Origin of the sequence: Kitasatospora sp. HUAS MG31 (assembly GCF_040571325.1) — a bacterium.
In the GTDB taxonomy this organism is placed as follows: Bacteria; Actinomycetota; Actinomycetes; order Streptomycetales; family Streptomycetaceae; genus Kitasatospora; species Kitasatospora camelliae.
On record NZ_CP159872.1, the window covers coordinates 191,204 to 210,067 of the forward strand.

Sequence of the window (18,864 nt, forward strand, 5' to 3'; positions counted from 1 at the left end):
ATCACCATGCGTAGCACGCCCGTCCCCGAGCGAGGCCGCATCTACCAGCGCTGCGGTTGCCGCGACGCCCTGCGGCGTCAGCTCGGCACCGCCTGCCCGCGCCTTATCGACCCGGACCACGGCAGTTGGGTGTTCGCCGTCGACGCTCCCTCTCCCGACGGCCACCGCCGCACCCTGGCCCCCGCGGTGACCGCGAGCCTCGGCAGGGAGGTGGCGACCGAGGCGATGGAGCGCTTCACCGACACGCTCGACCCCTGGCGAGGCAAGTACCCCGACGTCGAGGTGGTGGCCTCCCTCCTGTCCGGCAGCACGGCCGCAACGCTCGTCGAGGCCACGGGCCGCCCGGATCTCCTGGTCGTCGGCCGCCGCAACCGCACCGGGGCTCTCGGCGCGCACCTGGGGCCGGTCGCCCAGGCGGCGGTCCACCACGTCCACAGCCCGCTTGCGGTGGTCCCCTTCGGCTGACGCCCTCCGTCGGTTGCCTTGCTCGCCTCGCCTCCGCTCAGTGTGGCCCGCGCCTCCAGGCCGAGCTGGCCGGACGGCGGCGCCCCCCTTCCGTCACCGCGCTGGTCCGGCTCGCCCGTCTCTACAGGGCTGCGATGACCGTCCGCCCGTGGCGTCCCGTCTCAGTGGTCGCCGTCACCGCACACTGAACGAGGCTGGACTCGCACCTCGCCGACCATCAACGCTCGCCATTGGCGGGTCGTACGTCCAGTCCCGCTCGCCGTCCTGACCGCGGTACTCGTCACGACTGACGCTGTACGCGCAGTGGGCGCGGCGACTGCTGTCAAGGGGCGCAGTCGCGGCAGATCAGCCGGCCCTGGTCGTCCGTGTGGGCGAGCTGGCTGCGGTGGTGGACCATGAAGCAGGTCGCACAGAAAACTCGTCCAGCTGTTGCGGCAGGACCTTGACGGTCAGCTCCTCCCCGGAGAGATCGGCGCCGGGGAGCTCGACGGTCTCGGTCTCCTCGGTTTCGTCCAGGCCAGCCGCGCCGGGCCGCCGCTCCTCACGGCGGGACCTCAGTTCTTCGAGGCTTTCCTCGTTGTCGTCCTCGGTGCGGCGCGGGGCGTCGTAGTCCGTGGCCACAGTGATTGCTCCTTGCGTCGGGTTGCAGAAGTCGCCTGACAAAACCGAGGTGGGCCGGGGCTCAAGCGGACGGGGCGCAAGCGGCGCCGTCATCCGTCGTGTCGACGGTCATCGAATGCGGTGTCCAGGTCGGGGGTGTCGGCAGGAGGGCTACCTCCGACGAGGCCGGTGACCGTGGTGTCGCAGACCGGGCCGGCTCGACCGCGCGGAAGCCGCCGAGCGCGCAGCCCGTGCCAGCCTGTGGTGTCCGGCGCGGTGGGGTCAGGCTCTCGGTTCCCCTCGGTGCCGCCCTCCGGCCCCGGCGCCCCAGTCTGGACGGCCGTCCACGCCAAAGCTGGCTCGCCCGGAGGCAGACGTGCCGAGCAGCACCGGCCTTGTGGAACGAAGGGAGGCAGCGCGGCCTGGCCAGCGTCCTTCCCGGGACCGGCCCTTGCGCATTTCGGCGTGCGGCCACCAAGGAGAGTTCGGCTCGTGTGCCGACGGAGACGCAGAGGCGCCCCGCACGCGGGTACGTGCGGGGCGCCCGCTCATGCGCTGCGGTCAGGCGGGGCGGATGTGCTCAGCCTGCGGGCCCTTCTGGCCCTGCACGACGTCGAAGGTCACCTTCTGGCCCTCCAGGAGTTCACGGAAGCCCTGGGCGTCGATGTTCGAGAAGTGGGCGAACACGTCGGGGCCGCCGCCGTCCTGCTCGATGAAGCCGAAGCCCTTTTCGGCGTTGAACCATTTCACAGTGCCGGTAGCCATGCGCTTCTCCTTCGTGGGAACTGACCGGGTCCCACTCGTGCGGGCCGGGAGGTGATCGCCCTGGTCCGGAGAGGCGTTGAACAGCAAGAACGCCCACGGCATGTAACCGCGGGCGAGAACTTCGGGACCACGACTGCTTGATCAAAACGTTACACCGCAGGGGACCCCGCAGCCAGGGAGCCGAACGGAAACACAGCGGCTCGACTGTGGCGCCCGTACGCGCTTCGGTCGGGTCGAGCCGCCAGCGTCCGCGCACACGAGCGGGACTCCCATGTTGAACGGATGCGGGGGCCTCGCACTGGCAGACCCTGGGAGAGGAGCCGATCTCGGGGGGAGCGATGACCAGTACCGGTGACTCACGAGAACCGAGTGCCATGGGTGCACATGTCGATCTCCGGCGCGCCACCCCTGGCGAACGTGGTCGCCGACACGGTCGGGCAGTCGTTCAGACTGATCGTCGTCCCTGGTCCTGGCGCGGCGGGGGACTATGTCTCACCCGCCGATCAGGTGGTCCCCACCGCTGGCAGGTGGACACATCGGCGTCGGTCGAAGAAGCCGCCCCACGGCCGGTTGCTCTCGCCAATGCCACTGCCAGCTCGGTGAAAGTGGAGCTCAGCGGTCGAGCCGCTGCCGTCGTCAAGGTCAATGCGCTGATCCGCGCCCGTTTCCGCGCCGGACCACCGACCGGGATTTTGCAGGCATTCGAGGTGTGGCCAGGGAGTCCGCCACTCCCCACGAGCCAGCCTGCCATGACCGAAGCGCCATGCGCTCGCGCTCGGCGCTGATCGTATCTCGCCGCAGTGTCGCGCGGGCAGACGGAAACCTGCAAGGTGGGCTCCCTTCGCCGGCATTGTCCGGATCAGGTGATGGAGGTCGCCTTCCGGTCTCACAGACCTTCCAGCCTCTCAGCCCGACCGCCGACAAACGCCCCGCGCGGAGCCTCCGCCCATCGCCCGGGGCCATCCGGTCGAACTCCCTCGCTCGCCCTGCAGGCCAAGTCCCACGATACTCGCGCCCCCGCCCGGCATCAGGGCCGAACGGCCCCATCAGTGCCCCAATGACCGGGGCTGAAGGGCGCCTGGGTGAATCCGCCGTGCCTTCGACTGCCCACTCGCGGTGGCCCCTTTGGCTGAGGTCCCACCGTCCCTGCGCGAGCGGGCGGAACGGGGCGGGAGCGCCACCGCCGGCCCCAGCGGACGGCGACGGCCGACTCGGCGGCGCCCACGGACCGCGTCCGACCGTCGCCTCGCCTTGGGTCGTGCGGCCCATGTTCCGACGTCGCGGCCCGGTTCACGCTGGAGGTGCGGGCTCCGGAGGAAGAGGGTGGTTCCCGTGGCGAATCTGGGTGTCGCGATCGTGCGGCACTACGAGCGCGGGGTGGTGTTCCGGCTGGGGCGGCTGCGCGGCGTGCGCGACCCCGGGATCCGTTTCATGATCCCGCTGGCGGACCGGATGTCGAAGGTCACCCTGCGGACGGTGACCATGCCGATCCCCTCCCAGCAGGTCATCACGCGCGACAACGTCTCCATCGGCGTCGCGGCGGTCGCCTACTTCCGCCGGGTGGACCCGGTGAAGTCGATCGTGGAGATCGAGGACGTGTCCAGCGCGATCGGGCAGATCGCCCAGACCACCGTCCGCAACGTGGTCGGCCGCTCCCTTCTGGACCAGGTGCTCACCGACACCGAGACCCTCAACGAACAGATCAAGGAGATCCTGGACGGCCTCACCCAGCAGTGGGGCGTCCTCGTCCTGGTGGTCGAGCTGAAGGACATCGAGCTCCCGCAGAGCATGCAGCGGGCGATGGCCAGGCAGGCCGAAGCCGAACGCGAGAAGCGCGCCAAGATCATCGCGGCCGAGGGCGAGGCCCTCAGCGCCGGCCGGCTCGCCGAGGCCGCCGACGTCATCGCCGACCACCCGATTGCCCTCCAACTGCGCAACCTGCAGATCCTCGCCGAGATCGCCGCCGAGAAGAACTCCACCATCGTCTTCCCGGCCCAGTTCCTGGAGAGCGCCCGGGCGCTCACCCGCTTCGTCGACCAGGAAAGCCGGTCCGCAACGAACGCGCCGGCGGCCGCCGCGCCGACAGGCCCAGACGGCGGTCAGGTCCCGAGACCCGACTGGCCCATCCCCCAGGACGAGACTCTCACCAATCCCCTGAAAGGACAGGTCCGGACATGAAGGACCCGACGACGAACGCACCGATGCGCACCAAGACGTGGACCCTGCGCCTGGACCTCTTCGAGGAAGGCGACCTCACCTGGGTGCACGCCGTCCTCGACACCGGCGACAACCGGCTCGAGAGCCGCACCGACGCCCACCGCAACCCGCACGACCCCCCGGCGCCGGAGATCGGCGACGAATACGCGGCCGGACGCGCCCTGGTCGACCTCGGCAACCAGCTGCTCCGTGCCAGCACGACCGATGCCGACGCCAACGAGCCTCCGGTGCAAGGCTGATCGCCACGGCGTTGGCCCGTCGGCAGCGGCCCGTCCGCTCGTCGCAGCGGCGTCCGACCTCGGAGGGAATGGTGTTCATGAAGCGCGCAGGCGGCGGGACTGCCGATCCCCACCGGGCCCGACTCAGAGACATCGGCCGACGAGTGGCCCGGCGCAGGCAAATGCTCGGTCTCACTCGCAGGGACCTGGCCGACCGGGCGGGCATGGCGCCGGGATACGTGGACTACGTGGAGTCGTCGTCCGGTGCCGTCGACACCGCGACTCTCATCCGGCTGGCTGCGGCACTCGGCGCGTCCGCCGGGGAACCGCTGGGCGGCGAGCCGGAGGTGCCGCCCAGCCGTGCCCCCTCAGCGCTACATCCCGTCCTAGAGGATCTTCCGGAGGAGGAGTGCTGGGCGAGGCTGGCGCCCGGCGGGATCGGCCGCATCGCGCTGTCGACCGGCAGCGGGCCCGTCGTGATGCCGGTCAACTACCGGCTCCACGACGGCACAGTGGTCTACCGCACCAGCCTCGGGAGCACCCCCGCGAGCGCGGCAGGTCACCGGGTCGCCTTCGAAGTGGACCACGCCGACGAGACGGAACGTGGCGGATGGAGCGTCATGGTGTCCGGCCTGGCGGTGCGTGTCGACGATCCGGAGGCCGTCGAGCTGCGCTGGCGGACGCCGCCGACGGGACAGCGAGGACCACGCGCGCCGCACCCTGGCGCCGGGCGATCAGGCACGCCGCGCGGGCGGTCGAACCGGTTGCGATGCCGTCGTCCACGACCACCGCCGTCCGGCCGCGGACCTCCGTCCGAGGGCGGTCACCCCGGTACCGTCGGGACCGGCGGTCCAGCTCCACCCGCTCGCGCTCCTCCACCTGCGCCAGCTCGTCGCCGGACGTCCGGGTGGAGCGCATCACCGCCTCGTTGACGACCTGTACCGCGCCCTCGCCGATCGCCCCCATGCCCAGCTCCGGCTGGAACGGGACGCCCAGTTTGCGCACCACGATGACGTCCAGCGGTGCGTCGAGCGCCTTCGCGACCTCGGCCGCCACCGGCACTCCGCCCCGGGGAAGACCGAGGACGACCACGTCCGCTCCGGCGAGGTGCTTCAGCCGCCCGGCCAGCCGGCGACCCGCATCCACACGGTCGACGAAATACATGACCCGACCCTCCTCCGGACAACCTGCGGGACCGCACGGGGCCGCGTCGCCCGTGTTCCACGATCCTCTGCTCAACGGACGCACGCGGACGGCGGCATCCCCGGCGGACAGTGACCCGTCGGTCCCTCCGATCGCGGGCCACGACGCACACGGACGTGCCACCGCAAAGGCATCGGAGGACGATGAAGGAACGGACCGGTTGGCCATCGCCGTCCCCTTCCAACCTGCCGGACCCGCTGTGCCGGCCGGCCCGCGCGCAGGTCGTATGCTGCCGGAGGTCGCCATGGACACCAGCCCCGCACACGGTTCACCCGGCACGGTGGTAGTCGGCGCCGATGGATCGGAGCACGCCCGCCGGGCCATGCTCTTCGCCCTCCACGAGGCGCAACTGCGCGGTGTCGGGGTGCGGGCCGTCTGTGCTTACGGCGGGGGACACGCCGAGCCGCCGGAGAAGGGCATGACGGGCTGGCACCGGGCGGGCGGGGAGCCGTCGCCGAACCTGCACGACGCCGTTTCGCGTGAGGTCGCGGACTCGGTCGAGGAGCTGCGCCGCCAGGTCGGCGAGCCGTTCGTCGAGGTCGAGGTCCACTGTGAGCGCGGACGGCCCGCGCAGGTGCTGCTTGACGCGAGCGGGGACGCGGGCCTGCTCGTCGTGGGCACCCGCGGTGCTGGCGTCTGGGGGCGGCTCGCACTCGGATCGACCTCCACGGAGGTGGTCCACCACGCCCATGTTCCCGTCGTCGTCGTGCCACCCGAAGGCGAGGCCACGCCCAAGTGAACCGGTGTGCCCGGCCCCGTGGACCTCCGCGTGCCCGGCCCCGTGGACCTCCCGGAGGAGAGCCATGCAGTACCGCACCGTGCAGGACGTGATGACCCGGGACGTGGTCGTCGCCCGTCGCGAGACGACGTTCAAGGAGATCGCCGGACTCTTCCACCGGAACGGCATCACCGCCGTGCCGGTCGTCGACGACCGGGGCCGCCCGGTCGGCATCGTGTCCGAGGCCGACCTGATCCGCAAGGAAGCCAGCCTGCTGGACGAAGGCCACCCGGTGTTCCGCTGGCTCCACCCGCACGAGCACTACCGCGCCGAGGGCGAGATCGCCGAGGAGATGATGACAAGCCCCGTCGTCACCGCACGCGCCGACTGGACCCTGGTCGAAGCCGCCCGGGTCATGCACCGCAAGAAGCTCAAGCGGCTGCCCGTGATCAACGAGGACGGCCAACTCAGCGGCATCGTCAGCCGCAGCGACCTGCTGCAGCCGTTCCTCCGCGATGACGCCTCGATCCGCGAGGAGATCACCCACGACCTCTTGCTCGACACGCTGTGGCTCCCCGCCGACGCTGTCCACGTCACCGTCGACGACGGCATCGTCGCCCTCACCGGCACGGTCGAACGCAAGAGCCTCATCCCCATCATCGAGGGCATGTGCCGCTCCCTCGACGGCGTGGTCGCCGTCCGCCAGACGCTCGGCACGAGTTCGACGACACCCACGTCGACGTGACGCAGCCTGCGGTGCGCGACATCGTCGGCCCGCACTCGGCATCCCTCCACTGACCGCCACCGTCCGGGACGGGCCGCCGGCCGGGAGGCGGGACGACCGTCCCCGGCATCTACTGGAGCTGAAGGCTGCCGCCGAACGAGGGGACCATTCGCTCATGGGATCCGCCGCCACGGCCGTCGGCCGGCCGAAGACGCTCTTCGACCGCAGCGCCGAATGGGACACACTGGCCACCTTCGCAAGCGACCCTCGGTCGGGGCCGGCCATCGGCATGGTGACCGGGCCCCGGGGCCAGGGGAAGAGCTACCTCCTCCAGGAACTGACCCGAGCCACCGACGGCTTCTACTTCGGTGCCCAGGAGGCTGCGGAGGCGGAATCGCTGCGCCAGCTAGCCGAGCAGCTCAGCCGCCACACCAGCGCAGCCTCCCCGCCCCGCTGGCGAGGCTGGGAGGACGCACTGGAGGCCGTACTGGCCCTCGGGGCGGACCGTCCTCTTCCGATCGTCCTCGACGGGTTCCCGGAGCTCGTACGGCAGAGCCCCGCTCTGCCAGCCGCCCTCCACACCGTCTGCCGCCGTCTGCGCGCCGCAGGCAAGCCGAACCGGGCCAGGGTGCTGCTGTGCGGCAGCGCCATGCCGGTGATGCACCGGCTGATCGACAGCGCACCGGCAACGGCCGACTTCCGGATCGAGATCCGGCGGCTCGACTACCGGCAAGGCGCCCGCCTGTGGGACATCGAGGATCCCCTCCTCGCCCTCCAGGTGTATGCCGTCGTCGGCTCCAACCCGGCCTTCCGCCACAACGTGGCGGGCGAGAACGCACCCGCGCACCGCGACGACTTCGACGCCTGGGTGTGCCGAACGGTCCTCAACCCCCGCCTGCCGCTTTTCTGGAGGGTGAGCCAGCTGATCGAACGAGAGCCGGAGGGCTGGGACCGAGCTCTGTGCCACTCCACCGTGGCCGCCCTCGCAGACGGCCGCACCACCGCCGGTGCCATCGCGGACTGGCTGGAACGCCCCGCGACCGACGTGCCCCGTATCCTGGCGCTGCTCGGGGACTGCGGCTTCGTGGAGAGCACGCCCGATGCTTTCAGCCCCGGCGTGACGCACCACCGCATCGCGGAGCCGCTGCTCGCCTTCGATCACGCCGTCATCCGACCCCACCGCGGCGAACTCGAGCGGCAGGAGGCGGACCGGGTCTGGTCCGCCACCCGCACGGCGTTCGAGGCGTCCCTCATGGAGCAGCAGTTCGCCCGGGCGTGCCGGGCGTGGGCGGTCGGCTTCGCCGCGTCGGACACCTTCGGCGCGGCTCCGGCCACGGCCTCGACCGGCTTCCTCCCGGCGGCCTCGGGACCGGTGCCGCTCGCTGCCGACGTAGTGGTCCGTGGTGAGGCGCACGGCCGCCCGGGGACGCTGCTGTCGGTCGGCAGGGCCCACTGGAACGAGGTGCTGGACGTGCAGCACCTCCACGAGGTCCAGCAGGTTGTGGCCGCACTCGCCGAACGCGGCGAGGACGTCAGTCGCACCCGGCCCGCCCTCTACAGCGCGGCTGGCTTCAGCCCCCGCCTGCGCGACGCCGAAGCCCACGGCGAGCTGATCCTCGTCGATCCCCGGCGCCTCTACAGCGGAGCCTAGGACGGGCTGACGTCACCGCTGGTACACCGCCCGAACCGTGCCTGCGCCTGGCCCTGCTGGGCGTGGGTGCCATGAGCTCCCCCCGCTTCGCGCCGCCTGGTCTCCTGCTGTGCTGCAGGCATGCCGTCGTGGCGTTCGCGGGCCCGGAGCCGAACCCCCGCCCCGCCTCGACGCGTGGCTCGTCACCGACGAGTAGGCGGAACTGCGCGCCGGCCTCCACGCGATGGCCGCCCCGTACGGGCTCGTTCCCCCACGCGGGGAACCTCGACCTGGACGCGATGGAGATCCGCGCCCACCCGGTTGTCCTGGTCCTCGGCTCGCAAGGGCTCGGCGCGGTCCGCGGCTACCTCCTCGGCTCGCTCGCCCTGCACACCGTCGCCCAGTCCGAGCGGCCCGTGGTCCTGGTCCGCGCGTACGAGCAGCCGGTCGGAACGAAGACCCCGGCCGCGCAGTCCGGCGCGATCGCCTTCGGTGTCAGCCCGAGAGGGGTACGACGGCGCCCTGGAGTTCGCCTTCGACGCGGCCGGCCGACGGGCCGCTCCCCTGCTCGCCGTCCACGCCGCGAGCCGCCGCCCGTCGGTGATCACGCGCGAGCACCCGCCGGAGGAGGCCGCCCGGGAGGCGGACCGGCGGGCGCTGGCCGCGGCGCTGCTGCCGTGGCGCGAGAGCTACCCCGACGTCCACGTCGTCGAGCATGTGAGTTCGGAGAGTCCCGCTCGCGCCGTGGTGGGCATCGCGGCCGGGGCAAGGCTCCTCGTGGTCGGGCGCGGCGGGTACCGCACGGGCCTGGCCCCGGATCGGCCCCGTCGCCCACGCTGCCATCCATCACACCGCCTGCCCCGTCGCCGTCATCCCTCACGACTGGCTCGGCATCAGCTCCGGTCCGCTACCCGATGAGCAGCGGTTGCCTGCGGGCCGGACCGTGGCACGCTCGTCTCCAGCGATTCTCTCCGGCAGCGGACGAGCGTGATCGCGCACCACCTGCGCAACCTCGAACTCGCCCGCCGCACCGTCGAACCCGCCCCGGCTGCCGCCGACACACCCGCCCACGCCCCCGTGCGTGCCGAGCCCGCCTCCTCAACCGCCTCGGGCAACATGTCGGGCGGAGCCCAGAAGGACGAACGACCGTCCACCCGAGCCGCGTCGGCCTGCAGGAAGCGGACCGCCCGGGCGCTTTCGCAGCACACCGAGAGGGCCGATGAACGGGCATCCGGGCTCATGCAGCAACAGAGGAAGGACTCTGTCCGCATCTCGCGGAACGCGATTGCGCGGTGCGCGGCGCCCCAACCTGCCGCTACTCCGCGTCTCCACCCGGAGTCCTCCTCAATTCCATTGTCCCACTTCGGGCGGAGGGATGGGGCGGGCCCGGGCGGCGCTCAGCCACCCTGATGTGGGCCGGTCGGCCCGGCGGCCGGGGTGTTCAGCTGCTGCGCCGGTGCCCATCGTCCGGCAGGCTGGTGGGGAGAGGACTCGCCGGGAGGTGGCGGTCGTGATCGCATCACTGACCGCGTCCTCGGACGGTACCTGCGCGGCCGCCACGACCGCTGGGACGTCACGCCCCTGCTGGAAGCCCTCGACAGGCTCGGCGAGGACATCGGGGACGTCGCCCTGACGCTGCGGCCCGCGCCCGCCGGACGCCTGCGCGTCACCATCGCATGCGAACTCGCGCCCGACAGACCTCCCGCGGACGCGACCAGGATGCGGTGACCACCGCAGGCCGTCGTACAGCACGGGCCCTGCCCACCGGATCACGGCGGGAAGCCGTACTCACCGTAGAGGCGGACGAACCTCGCCGGGATGAGCACCCGCTCCCGCTCCAGCCCCGAAGCCGTCCGCCGGAACGCCACGACGTCCTCCCGGCCACCCGGCCCGATCGGTTGGACGAGCCGGCCGCCAATCCGGAGCTGACCGGCGAGGAGCGGCGGGACTTCGGGATACGCGGCCGACACCAGGACGGCGTCGTAGGGGGCACTCCCGGGCACTCCCCCGCTGCCGTCCCCGACGAGCAGCTCGACGTTGCGCACGCCCAGCCGGTCGAGGTTCTCCCGTGCCTGATCGACCAAGTCCGGCCACCACTCGATGCTCACGACGTCGGCCGCCAGGTGCGCGAGCAGCACCGTCTGGAATCCGAGACCGGTGCCCACTTCGAGGACGTGCTCGTCACCGGAGAGAGCCAGCCCCTCGATCATGATTGCCGTCAGCGACGGCTGCGTGGTCACCAGCCCGTGCGCGATCGGAATGGGCCTGTCCAGGTTCGCCGCACCCGCCTGCTCGGCAGGGACGAAGCCGGCACGCGGAACCGCGCGGATCGCGCCGAGCAGCCGCTCGTCGCGGACACCGGCCGCGCGCACCGCGCGGACGAGGTCCTCCGGGCTGGCCACGCCCATCCTCGCTCCCGCCACGGACTCCGGGTCAGCCTTTGACGACGCCCAGCGGCACCAGGCGGGCGACGAGCCGGGCGAGGCCGGCGCCCTCGGTGACGGCGGCGACCGCATCGACGTCCTTGTACGCCTCCGGCGCCTCCTCGGCGAGGCCGCGCCACGAGGACGGACGCACCGCGATGCCGCTCGCCTCCAGCCGGTCGCGGAGCCGTTCGCCGCGCACCATCTTCAGCGCGTGGTGGCGACTCCAGACCCGGCCCGCGCCGTGGCAGGCGGAGTGGAAGGCGTCGTTGCCGGGCAGACCGACCATCACGTACGACGCGGTGCCCATCGTCCCGGGGACCAGCACCGGCTGACCCGCGTCTGTGAGGTCCGTGGGCAGGCTCGGGTCGCCGGGCGGCAGGGCCCTGGTGGCGCCCTTGCGGTGGACGCACAGCAGACGTTCCACGCCGTCCACCTCGTGGGTCTCGAGTTTGGCGGTGTTGTGGGAGATGTCGTAGACCAGCTCCAGTCCCGCCCCGGCAGCGGTGACGAAGGCGCGGCGGGCGGCCTCGGAGAGCAACTGCCGGTTGGCGCGTGCGTAGTTGGCGGCTGCGGCCATCGCGCCGAGGTAGTCACGGCCGGGCGGGGAGTCCACGGGCGTGCAGGCGAGCTGCCGGTCGGGGACGGAGATCCGGTAGCGGTGCATGGCCTGCTCCATGGTGCGGACGTGGTCGGTGCAGACCTGGTGACCGAGGCCCCGCGAGCCGCAGTGGATCATGACGCAGACCTGGCCGGTGTGCAGTCCGAAGGCGGCCGCGACATCCGGGTCGTAGACGTGGTCAATGGTCTGGACCTCAAAGGAAGTGGTTGCCGCTGCCGAGGCTGCCGACCTGGTGGAGGCCGCGTTCCACGGCCCGGCTGCTGACCTGTCCGGGGGCAGCGCCTTCCAGGACACCGAAGTCCTCGCAGCGGTCCAGGTCACGCGGCACTCCGTGGCCGTGCTCGACCGCGTAGCGGGCGCCGCCGACCAGCAGGTTGTCCATCTCCCCGGTGCCCGACAGCTTCCACAGGCCACCGCGTCCCATGCCGCGCGGGACAGCGGCGTCCAGGATGTCCATCAGGTGCCGCATCCGCTGGTGGCCGAGCACGTCGCGATCGATGCCGGCGGCCAGCAGCCGTACACCGCAGGAGATGTCGAACCCGACGCCGCCGGGTGAGACGACCCCTCCGTGGGCGGTGTCGGTGGCGGCCACTCCGCCGATCGGGAAGCCGTAGCCCCAGTGCACGTCGGGCATGGCGAACGAGGCCCGGACGATGCCGGGCAGCGTCGCCACGTTCGCCACCTGTTCCAGCGCCTTGTCGCCCGCTGCCTGCGGCAGCAGCTCCTTGGACGCGAACACCACCCCGGGCACCCGCATCAGGTCCCGCTGCTCGATGCGGAACCGGTACAGACTCTCCTCGACAAGCGTGATCTCCACGTTCCTCATCTCCAGTCGACCGTCAGCCGTCCGGCTCGCTCACCCACGTCGGTACCGAGCTCGGCGCAGGCAGTGGTGAACCGCTCGCGGATCCACTCCCACTCCTCGCCGCGGGCGAGCCTGGTGTGGCAGTAGTCGAGGTACAGGGGCACCGCCTCCAGCTGCACGGGCGCGAGTTGCGCGCCGTTCGGGCCGTCCAAAGTCACCAGGAACAACAGCCCGAGGTCGTTGTGCAGCGCCGGGTGGACGGCGTAGTCGTCGACGAAGTCGCCCATGTCGTACAGGATCCGGTCGGCGACGCCGTGGAAGACGTGGGCGGAGTGACCGGCGACCAGCGTCGCCCCGGCCGCCAGCAGTTGCGGGGCGGCGGCGGCCACGTGGGGCGGCGGCCGGGAGGTCATGTTGGGACCCCAGTGCGGGGTGACCAGCACGGCGTCCGCGCTTGCCACGGCCCGCCCGATCAGCTCGGTCAGCCAGCCGGGCACCCCCTCGTGAAGGTCTGCCCACGCCACGCCAGGATGGTCCTCGCCGGCCGCGTAGTCCTCCGGGTGGTCCGTGACGGCGACCACCGCCAGCCGCACCCCGCTTGCCTCCAACGCCGTGAAGTCCCGGGCCTCCCGTACGTTTCCCCCTGCGCCGACTGTGCGGATGCCGGCTCGTTCCAGGAGAGCGCGGGTGTCGACCAGGGCGTCGTTGCCGTAGTCCAGGGCATGGTTGTTGGCCAGCGTCACGCAGTCCACGCCCAGCTCGGCGAGCACCCTTGCTGCAGTGGGAGGGGCGCGGAAGAAGAACAGCTTGTACGGGTTCGGCCAGCGGTGCCCGCGGCTGGAGACACAGCACTCGAGGTTGAGCACGACGAGGTCGGCTTCCGCGAGTGTCTCCCGCACCTCGGTGGCCAGCAGCGTCTGCGTTGTCGGCGAGCGGCGCAGTTCCTCGGCGACGCCACGCCCGAGCATCGTGTCGCCGGCCAGTGCCACCGTGAGCGCCATCCTCCCGATCCGCTCCCACTCGTTGCATTCAGACGTCGAGCGTCACCTGGCAGGTCCAGCCTTCCAGGCCGCCGTCCAGGTGGAGGCCGTGCAGCGAGACGGCCTTGGGCACGGCCCCGACCAGCTCGGCGGTGTCGGCGTCCGCCATCCGGAAGCGCAGTGACAGGCTCCGGCCGTCTCCCGTGTCCTGGATCGTGTCCGCCTCCACGTCGAGCGGGATCTCACCGTCGACGTCCATCCGGTAGATGACCTCCTCGAGGACGGACACCAGCAGGTCCTCGTCGGTCGCCGCCGTGGCCGTGTGTTCCCGCTCCGCGACCGGCCGCGCCTTCGACGTGTCGGCGAAGCCCTCGACCACGGCGTGTACCGCTTCGCCGATGCAGCCCTCAGCCGTCGGCGACCATGCCTCCACCCGCATGTCCGCCGTGTGCGGCACGGTCCGGTGGCCGCTGTGTGCACGCTGCTGCCCGGTCACCCGCGACGGCTCTCCTCGTATCTCGCGTGCGGCCCGCTCTTCTGCGAGCCGCACATCCGCCTCACTCCTCCAGGCTCGTCCTGCGCTCCGCGGCGGGCAACCCCGTCCGGCCTTCCGCCGGCATCGGCTATGTCGGGCGCGGCTCCGCGGCCCGTGCCTTCGTTCGCGCCGCCCACTCGGGTACCGGCGAACCGTTCAGGATGCGGAGGTCCGGCGACGGGGCCAACCCTGGAAAGGGCGCGGCCCCTCGCGGGTCGGTGGATCGTCTCAGCCGGCCAGGGCGGTTGACGCAGTGGCTCAGTCCCTTGTGCCACGGAGGAGGTAGAAGTCATGAGCACCGCACGGGAGATCATGCACGCCGGGGCGACCTGCGTGCAGGAGAGCGAGACGATGGGCCCCTCGGCTGGGCTGTGAAGGCGCGACCGACTGCGAACGACCGGATGGCCGCCGCACCGCCGATCCTCGTTCTCGACGCCAGCCTGCTGGTCGGGATCGTCACCATGGGCGACATCGAGCGGATCGCCCGCCGCCGCCTGGCGGCGGCAAGTCGCGGCACCTGAGACGCAGAACGGACGGTCGAAGCCTGCTGCGGCCCGGCCGAGGACCGCTGGCCGGCTGGTTGAGGGGGCACCGGCGGGTGGCCGCACCTCGGCGGTGTCCTCCTCACCGCCCGCTGGCTAGGAGCCGCCGGTGATCTCGATCTTCCGGGCCGCCTTCTCGACAGCGCCGATCGGCGCCTTCACCGTCAACATGCCCTGGTCATAGGTCGCGCTGATGTCCTCCTCGTTCACGCCCTCGGGCAGCCGGATGCTGCGGGTGAAGGACCCGTAGCGGAACTCGCTGCGGTGCTTCTCCTTCTTCTCCTCGCTGCGCTCCGCGTGAACCGTCAGCACACCGCCCGCGACGGTGATCTCCACGTCCTTGGCGGGGTCGATACCCGGCAGTTCGGCCCTGACCACGTAGGCCCCCTCCTCCTCGGACTCCTCGACCCGGATCATGTGCTCACCCATCGGCATGCGCAGTTCCATTGGGAAGTCCTCGAACCACTCCGCGAACGGGGGCAACCAGTGCGCACGCCTGTGGAGCATCTCGCCGGCCATGTCCGATCCTCCTCACTCGTTCGAACACCTCCTCTCATCGTGCGGCGTCCGCCGCCGAGCCGCGATCGCACACCAGCGCAGCACGCCCGACGGTCCAGCCCGGAGGGGCAATTCACGGGAGCTGGCCCGGGGCGGGCGGTCCGGCCCCGTCGCGGCCGGGAGGGGATCGAACTAGCGTCGGTTGTATGGCGGTTCGCCATTGGCGTGGCCGTCGCCCGGGCCGTTACGGCAGCGAGTTCGGCCGAGCACGCAGGGCTCTGTAACCGGGTCTCGGGGTGGGCTGCCGGATCGGGTACCGGGATCCGCGGAGAGCTTTCGTTCCGCCCGAGGAGGACTCATATGACAACCGGAACCGAGATCGGCGCCGAGGTCCTGCGTGAGTTGCTCGCCGCACCTGGCCCCTTCCTGTCGGTCTACTTCGATCTCGACGTGCGCCCGGAGATGGGCCTGGACGCCGAGGAACGCTGGCAGGGGCTGTGCCGTGACCTCGCCGCCCACGGCGCCACGGGGGGCGACCTGGACGCGCTGACGCAGCGCTTCCTGTCCTCGCAGCCGGGCTCCGGCGTGCTCGCGGCCTTCGCCGCTGGCGGCGAGGTGAGGCTGTCCGCCGTGCTGCCCGGCTGCGAGCAGCGCGATCTCGCTGTGAGCGGCCCGCTGCCGCACCTGCTGCCGCTGCTGGGCTGGCGCCAGGACCACCCCGCCCACGTCGTCGCCGTCGTCGACCGCACTGGCGCGGACCTCCAGTTGTTCCCTGCTGGTGCCACCGAGGGCGCCCGCCGCACCGTCACCGGCCCCGACGACGAGATCGAGCGGAACCGGCCCGGCGGCACGTCCCAGATGCGCTACCAGCACCGGGCCGAGGATTCCTGGGAGCACAACGCCGGCAAGGTCGCCGAGGCCCTCGGCACCGCGCTCGCGGAGGTGGACGCGCATGTCCTGATGCTGGCCGGCGACGTCCGCGCCCGCCAGTACCTCACCAAACACCTGCCCGCCTGGATTCGTCACGATGTGTCGATCCACCCGGTCAGCGGCGGCCGCAGCCCCGACGGCTCCTGGCCGCAGCGCATGGTCCAGGTCGACGCCGAGACCCACAAGGCCGGGCAGGACGAGACCGCCGCCCTGCTCCACGCGTACGGCGAACAGCTCTCCCCACGCGGCCACGCCGTGGAGGGCATCTACGCCACTCTGCGCGCTCTCGCCGACGGACAGCTCCGCACCCTGCTGATCACCGACGACCCCGCCTCCCGCCGCACCGCTTGGTTCGGCCCCGGGCCCACCGACATCGCCGACGCCAGCACCGCGTTCACGGAGAGCACCAAGGGACTCGTCCGGGCCCCGCTGGCGGACGCCGCCGTCCGCGCCGCGCTGCTCACCGGTGCCGCTGTCCGGGTCCTGCGGCCCGGCACCACCGGCGCACCCGCCCAGGGAATCGGCGGCCTGACCCGCTATACACACATCCAGCCCTGACCACAGCCGTGAGCGGAGGGCATCCGATGGCAACCGATCCAGTGGCCAGCCAGACCCCCGAAGTCGAGCTCGAAGCGCAGGGCGACCTCCCGCCCGGCATGGCGGAACTCGCCCGCAACAAAGTGCTCACCCTCCTCGACGAGGTCCGCGATCCCGTCCTGTCGGTGCGGATCCGGCTCACCCGGATGCACAACCCCACCACCAAGCGGCCGTTCACCGCCCAGGCCAACCTCGACGTCAACGGCCGCCCCGCCCGCGCCCACGTCGCCGCCGAGTCCATGCCGGAGGCGATCGACCTGCTGCGCGACCGCCTCGCCCTGCAACTGGCTCGGCTGCGCAGGCACTGGGAGGCCCAGCGCGGCGGCATGCCAACTGCCGGCGCGCACGAGTGGCGGCACGGGGACGAGCCCACCCACCGGCCAGAACACTTTCCCCGCCCGCCGGAGGACCGCGAGATCATCCGGCACAAGTCCTTCTCCCTGGCCCGCGAGAGCGTCGACGAGGCCGCCTTCGAGATGGACAGCATGGACTACGGCTTCCACCTGTTCACCGAGATCAATACCGGCGAGGACAGCGTCCTCTACCGCGCCGCACCCACCGGCTACCGGCTCGCCCAGGTCCACTCCCACCCCGGAAAGCTCGGCACCACCGCCGTGACGCTGACCGTCAGCCCCGCCCCCGCACCCCGGATGAACTCCGCCACCGCGAAACGGCGCATGGACGAACTCGGGCAGCCGTTCGTGTTCTACACCGACGACGTCACCGGGCGCGGAAACGTCCTCTACCACCGCTACGACGGCCACTACGGCCTGATCACCCCCGCCGAATAGCCCAGCCGCCACCTCCTCGAAAGGGAACCCGCCATGACACCCGACACGACTGGCGACCCGCCGGGCGTAACCCTCCACCCGACCGGACGCGACCTCGAAAGCGCCGTCGAACGCGTCGAACTGCTCGAAGCCCAGGTTCAGGCCCTCGGCCAGGCCATCCGCGCCCTGATCCAGGGGCTCGAGGAAATCCCCGACCAGGAACCCGACCCCAAGCGGTCGGCCCGCGCCGCCCGCCTGGCCCACGAACTCCTGCTCGCCCAAGGACTTTGAACGCCCACCGGAGCGACCCGCGATGAAGCTGACCTTCCTCGGCCCGCTGTACGCCCGGCAGGGCCCCTTCGCCTGCGCCTACGTCGACACCTCGCGCGATCTCGACGACCCCGACCAAGCCATCGACCTGCGCCGACACCGCCTGGAGAGCCAACTGTCCGACCAGGGCGCCGACCTGGCCACCGTCGGTGCCGTCGTCCGAACGATCGGCACCGACCGCGACCTTCCGGGCCGGCACGGACAGGCCGTCTTCGCCGCGCACGGGCGTCTCGCCCTCGCCGAGGAGCTGCCCGAACCACCGCCCCGGGACACCGCCCGCCTCACGATGCTGCCCGACGCCATGCCCCTCGCCCTGCAGCACGCCCCCGACATCCCCTACGCGGCCGCCGCCGTGCACCGCGTCACCGAACCCGGCGGCGAGCTGGAGGCCGATCTGCAGGCCGGTCGATGGCCCACCGCCAAGGTCGCCCCGGGACACCGCTCCCGGCGCCGCGTGCCCGCGGACGAGTGGAGGCAGGCCTCCGCCGAGGTCGCCGTGCAACTCGCCGAGCTCGCCGACCGGACCGGCGCCGAGGCTGTCGACCTGTCGGGCGACCACTGGGCCCGCAACACCCTCGCCCGCGACCTGCCCAAGCGACTGCGTGATCGCGCCGTCGGCATCGACAGCAACGGCTGGGACGCTCGGCCCGAACGCGCCCTGCTGGAGGACGAACTCGGCTACCTCTTCCACGGCCGCCTCTCGGCCCACGACCAGTCCGGCGTCGACCGGTTCCTGGCGTGCCGCGCCCGCCGCAGCGGCGCGGTCGAGGGCCTCTCGGCCACCGTCACCGCCCTGCACCATGGCCAGGCCGAAGCCGTCCTGATCAACGACCCTTTCGACCTGCACCGGCGGCTGTGGGTCGGCCTCGCCCCCAAGCAGATCGGCCTCACCCAACGCGAGCTGCAATCCCTCGGCATCACAAAGCCCTGGGAGGAACCCGCCGATGCCGCCCTCATCCGCGCCATCGTCGGCACCGGCGCGGAACTCATCGTCGTCCCCCGCGACGAACTGCCCCTCCCGGACGGCATGGGAGCCCTGCTCCGCTACCCGGACGTCGCCGGGTGAACCGAGCGCAGTGATCCGGGCCGAGCCCGGGCACCGGCGACCCGCGTCGGTCCCGCAGCTGATCTGCGGGCGACACGGGTGTCCTTCCCCGTGGCGGAGCCTGCAAGGTGGGCTCCCTACGCCGGCATTGCCCGGATCAGGTCATGGAAGTCGCCGTCGGGGTCTCGTCGACCACCCTCCGGCCTCTCAGCCCGACCGTCGAGATCAGCCCCGAGCGGCGCAGTTG

At 71.8% G+C, this 18,864-nt stretch carries 18 protein-coding genes and 3 pseudogenes; 12 read left to right on the plus strand and 9 right to left on the minus strand.

Features of this window, described 5'->3' with window-relative positions; genetic code table 11:
* Nucleotides 1-6: 6 nt before the first annotated feature.
* A complete protein-coding gene (locus ABWK59_RS00835; protein WP_354637250.1) occupies nt 7-465 on the plus strand; it encodes a universal stress protein in 459 nt (152 codons plus the stop codon).
* Nucleotides 466-787: 322 nt separating this feature from the next.
* Here the strand turns inward: ABWK59_RS00835 and ABWK59_RS00840 are convergent.
* Nucleotides 788-1,086, minus strand: a pseudogene (locus tag ABWK59_RS00840) (DUF4193 family protein).
* Nucleotides 1,087-1,626: 540 nt separating this feature from the next.
* Nucleotides 1,627-1,830 carry a cold-shock protein gene (locus ABWK59_RS00845; protein WP_043910321.1) on the minus strand — a complete coding sequence of 68 codons (204 nt, stop codon included), beginning with the start codon at nt 1,828-1,830 and terminating at the stop codon, nt 1,627-1,629.
* 1,332 nt (nt 1,831-3,162) lie between these two features.
* Between ABWK59_RS00845 and ABWK59_RS00850 the strand changes: the two genes are divergently transcribed.
* The 3 genes and pseudogenes from ABWK59_RS00850 to ABWK59_RS00860 form a co-directional block, all read left to right on the plus strand.
* Nucleotides 3,163-4,008, plus strand: a complete 846-nt coding sequence (locus ABWK59_RS00850; protein ID WP_354637252.1) for a slipin family protein — start codon at nt 3,163-3,165, stop codon at nt 4,006-4,008.
* Between the two features lie 23 nt (nt 4,009-4,031).
* A complete protein-coding gene (locus ABWK59_RS00855) occupies nt 4,032-4,286 on the plus strand; it encodes a dsRBD fold-containing protein (protein ID WP_354637254.1) in 255 nt (84 codons plus the stop codon).
* 77 nt (nt 4,287-4,363) lie between these two features.
* Nucleotides 4,364-4,870: pseudogene (locus tag ABWK59_RS00860) on the plus strand (helix-turn-helix domain-containing protein); the annotation flags it as partial.
* Between the two features lie 58 nt (nt 4,871-4,928).
* Here the strand turns inward: ABWK59_RS00860 and ABWK59_RS00865 are convergent.
* Nucleotides 4,929-5,429, minus strand: a pseudogene (locus ABWK59_RS00865) (phosphoribosyltransferase); the annotation flags it as partial.
* Nucleotides 5,430-5,712: 283 nt separating this feature from the next.
* On the opposite strand from ABWK59_RS00865, the gene ABWK59_RS00870 reads away from it, so the two are divergent.
* The 4 genes from ABWK59_RS00870 to ABWK59_RS00885 all read left to right on the plus strand — a co-directional run bounded on the left by ABWK59_RS00870 (nt 5,713) and on the right by ABWK59_RS00885 (nt 9,458).
* Nucleotides 5,713-6,207 carry a universal stress protein gene (locus ABWK59_RS00870; protein ID WP_354637256.1) on the plus strand — a complete coding sequence of 165 codons (495 nt, stop codon included), beginning with the start codon at nt 5,713-5,715 and terminating at the stop codon, nt 6,205-6,207.
* A 64-nt stretch (nt 6,208-6,271) separates the two neighbouring features.
* Nucleotides 6,272-6,931: a CBS domain-containing protein gene (locus tag ABWK59_RS00875; RefSeq protein ID WP_354637257.1), complete on the plus strand. Its 660-nt coding sequence runs from the start codon at nt 6,272-6,274 to the stop codon at nt 6,929-6,931.
* Nucleotides 6,932-7,085: 154 nt separating this feature from the next.
* Nucleotides 7,086-8,561: an AAA family ATPase gene (locus tag ABWK59_RS00880; protein ID WP_354637258.1), complete on the plus strand. Its 1,476-nt coding sequence runs from the start codon at nt 7,086-7,088 to the stop codon at nt 8,559-8,561.
* A 120-nt stretch (nt 8,562-8,681) separates the two neighbouring features.
* A complete protein-coding gene (locus ABWK59_RS00885; RefSeq protein ID WP_354637259.1) occupies nt 8,682-9,458 on the plus strand; it encodes a universal stress protein in 777 nt (258 codons plus the stop codon).
* Between the two features lie 851 nt (nt 9,459-10,309).
* Here the strand turns inward: ABWK59_RS00885 and ABWK59_RS00890 are convergent.
* From ABWK59_RS00890 to ABWK59_RS00915, 6 genes are all read right to left on the minus strand, one after another.
* On the minus strand, nt 10,310-10,948 hold the full coding sequence (locus ABWK59_RS00890) for a protein-L-isoaspartate O-methyltransferase family protein (protein WP_354637260.1): 639 nt from the start codon (nt 10,946-10,948) through the stop codon (nt 10,310-10,312).
* Between the two features lie 25 nt (nt 10,949-10,973).
* Nucleotides 10,974-11,879 (minus strand): RtcB family protein, encoded by a 906-nt coding sequence (locus ABWK59_RS00895; protein WP_354637261.1) that lies wholly within the window; start codon nt 11,877-11,879, stop codon nt 10,974-10,976.
* Entirely contained in the window at nt 11,779-12,402 is a 624-nt protein-coding gene (locus ABWK59_RS00900) for an RtcB family protein (protein ID WP_354637262.1), read from the minus strand. The genes ABWK59_RS00895 and ABWK59_RS00900 overlap by 101 nt, the downstream gene beginning before the upstream one ends.
* A 5-nt stretch (nt 12,403-12,407) precedes the next feature.
* A complete protein-coding gene (locus ABWK59_RS00905) occupies nt 12,408-13,391 on the minus strand; it encodes a CapA family protein (protein ID WP_354637264.1) in 984 nt (327 codons plus the stop codon).
* A 28-nt stretch (nt 13,392-13,419) separates the two neighbouring features.
* Entirely contained in the window at nt 13,420-13,866 is a 447-nt protein-coding gene (locus tag ABWK59_RS00910; protein ID WP_354637265.1) for an archease, read from the minus strand.
* 677 nt (nt 13,867-14,543) lie between these two features.
* On the minus strand, nt 14,544-14,894 hold the full coding sequence (locus ABWK59_RS00915; RefSeq protein ID WP_354637267.1) for an Hsp20/alpha crystallin family protein: 351 nt from the start codon (nt 14,892-14,894) through the stop codon (nt 14,544-14,546).
* Between the two features lie 411 nt (nt 14,895-15,305).
* Between ABWK59_RS00915 and ABWK59_RS00920 the strand changes: the two genes are divergently transcribed.
* From ABWK59_RS00920 to ABWK59_RS00935, 4 genes are read left to right on the plus strand one after another with little or no spacing between them, the layout of a single operon-like run.
* Nucleotides 15,306-16,433, plus strand: coding sequence for a Vms1/Ankzf1 family peptidyl-tRNA hydrolase (locus ABWK59_RS00920; protein WP_354637268.1), 1,128 nt, complete (start codon nt 15,306-15,308; stop codon nt 16,431-16,433).
* A 26-nt stretch (nt 16,434-16,459) separates the two neighbouring features.
* On the plus strand, nt 16,460-17,263 hold the full coding sequence (locus ABWK59_RS00925) for a ribosome hibernation promotion factor (protein ID WP_354637269.1): 804 nt from the start codon (nt 16,460-16,462) through the stop codon (nt 17,261-17,263).
* A 33-nt stretch (nt 17,264-17,296) separates the two neighbouring features.
* On the plus strand, nt 17,297-17,533 hold the full coding sequence (locus tag ABWK59_RS00930; RefSeq protein WP_354637270.1) for a hypothetical protein: 237 nt from the start codon (nt 17,297-17,299) through the stop codon (nt 17,531-17,533).
* A gap of 22 nt (nt 17,534-17,555) precedes the next feature.
* Nucleotides 17,556-18,638 (plus strand): hypothetical protein, encoded by a 1,083-nt coding sequence (locus ABWK59_RS00935; protein WP_354637271.1) that lies wholly within the window; start codon nt 17,556-17,558, stop codon nt 18,636-18,638.
* Nucleotides 18,639-18,864: the final 226 nt, after the last annotated feature.

What these genes read in the sequence shown, in the direction of transcription:
- ABWK59_RS00835 (WP_354637250.1), top strand. Translation starts at nt 7, where the DNA reads ATGCGTAGCACGCCCGTCCCCGAGCGAGGCCGCATCTACCAGCGCTGC.
- ABWK59_RS00845 (WP_043910321.1), bottom strand. Translation starts at nt 1,830, where the DNA reads ATGGCTACCGGCACTGTGAAATGGTTCAACGCCGAAAAGGGCTTCGGC.
- ABWK59_RS00855 (WP_354637254.1), top strand. Translation starts at nt 4,032, where the DNA reads ATGCGCACCAAGACGTGGACCCTGCGCCTGGACCTCTTCGAGGAAGGC.
- ABWK59_RS00870 (WP_354637256.1), top strand. Translation starts at nt 5,713, where the DNA reads ATGGACACCAGCCCCGCACACGGTTCACCCGGCACGGTGGTAGTCGGC.
- ABWK59_RS00875 (WP_354637257.1), top strand. Translation starts at nt 6,272, where the DNA reads ATGCAGTACCGCACCGTGCAGGACGTGATGACCCGGGACGTGGTCGTC.
- ABWK59_RS00880 (WP_354637258.1), top strand. Translation starts at nt 7,086, where the DNA reads ATGGGATCCGCCGCCACGGCCGTCGGCCGGCCGAAGACGCTCTTCGAC.
- ABWK59_RS00885 (WP_354637259.1), top strand. Translation starts at nt 8,682, where the DNA reads ATGCCGTCGTGGCGTTCGCGGGCCCGGAGCCGAACCCCCGCCCCGCCT.
- ABWK59_RS00890 (WP_354637260.1), bottom strand. Translation starts at nt 10,948, where the DNA reads ATGGGCGTGGCCAGCCCGGAGGACCTCGTCCGCGCGGTGCGCGCGGCC.
- ABWK59_RS00905 (WP_354637264.1), bottom strand. Translation starts at nt 13,391, where the DNA reads ATGGCGCTCACGGTGGCACTGGCCGGCGACACGATGCTCGGGCGTGGC.
- ABWK59_RS00915 (WP_354637267.1), bottom strand. Translation starts at nt 14,894, where the DNA reads ATGGAACTGCGCATGCCGATGGGTGAGCACATGATCCGGGTCGAGGAG.
- ABWK59_RS00920 (WP_354637268.1), top strand. Translation starts at nt 15,306, where the DNA reads ATGACAACCGGAACCGAGATCGGCGCCGAGGTCCTGCGTGAGTTGCTC.
- ABWK59_RS00925 (WP_354637269.1), top strand. Translation starts at nt 16,460, where the DNA reads ATGGCAACCGATCCAGTGGCCAGCCAGACCCCCGAAGTCGAGCTCGAA.
- ABWK59_RS00930 (WP_354637270.1), top strand. Translation starts at nt 17,297, where the DNA reads ATGACACCCGACACGACTGGCGACCCGCCGGGCGTAACCCTCCACCCG.
- ABWK59_RS00935 (WP_354637271.1), top strand. Translation starts at nt 17,556, where the DNA reads ATGAAGCTGACCTTCCTCGGCCCGCTGTACGCCCGGCAGGGCCCCTTC.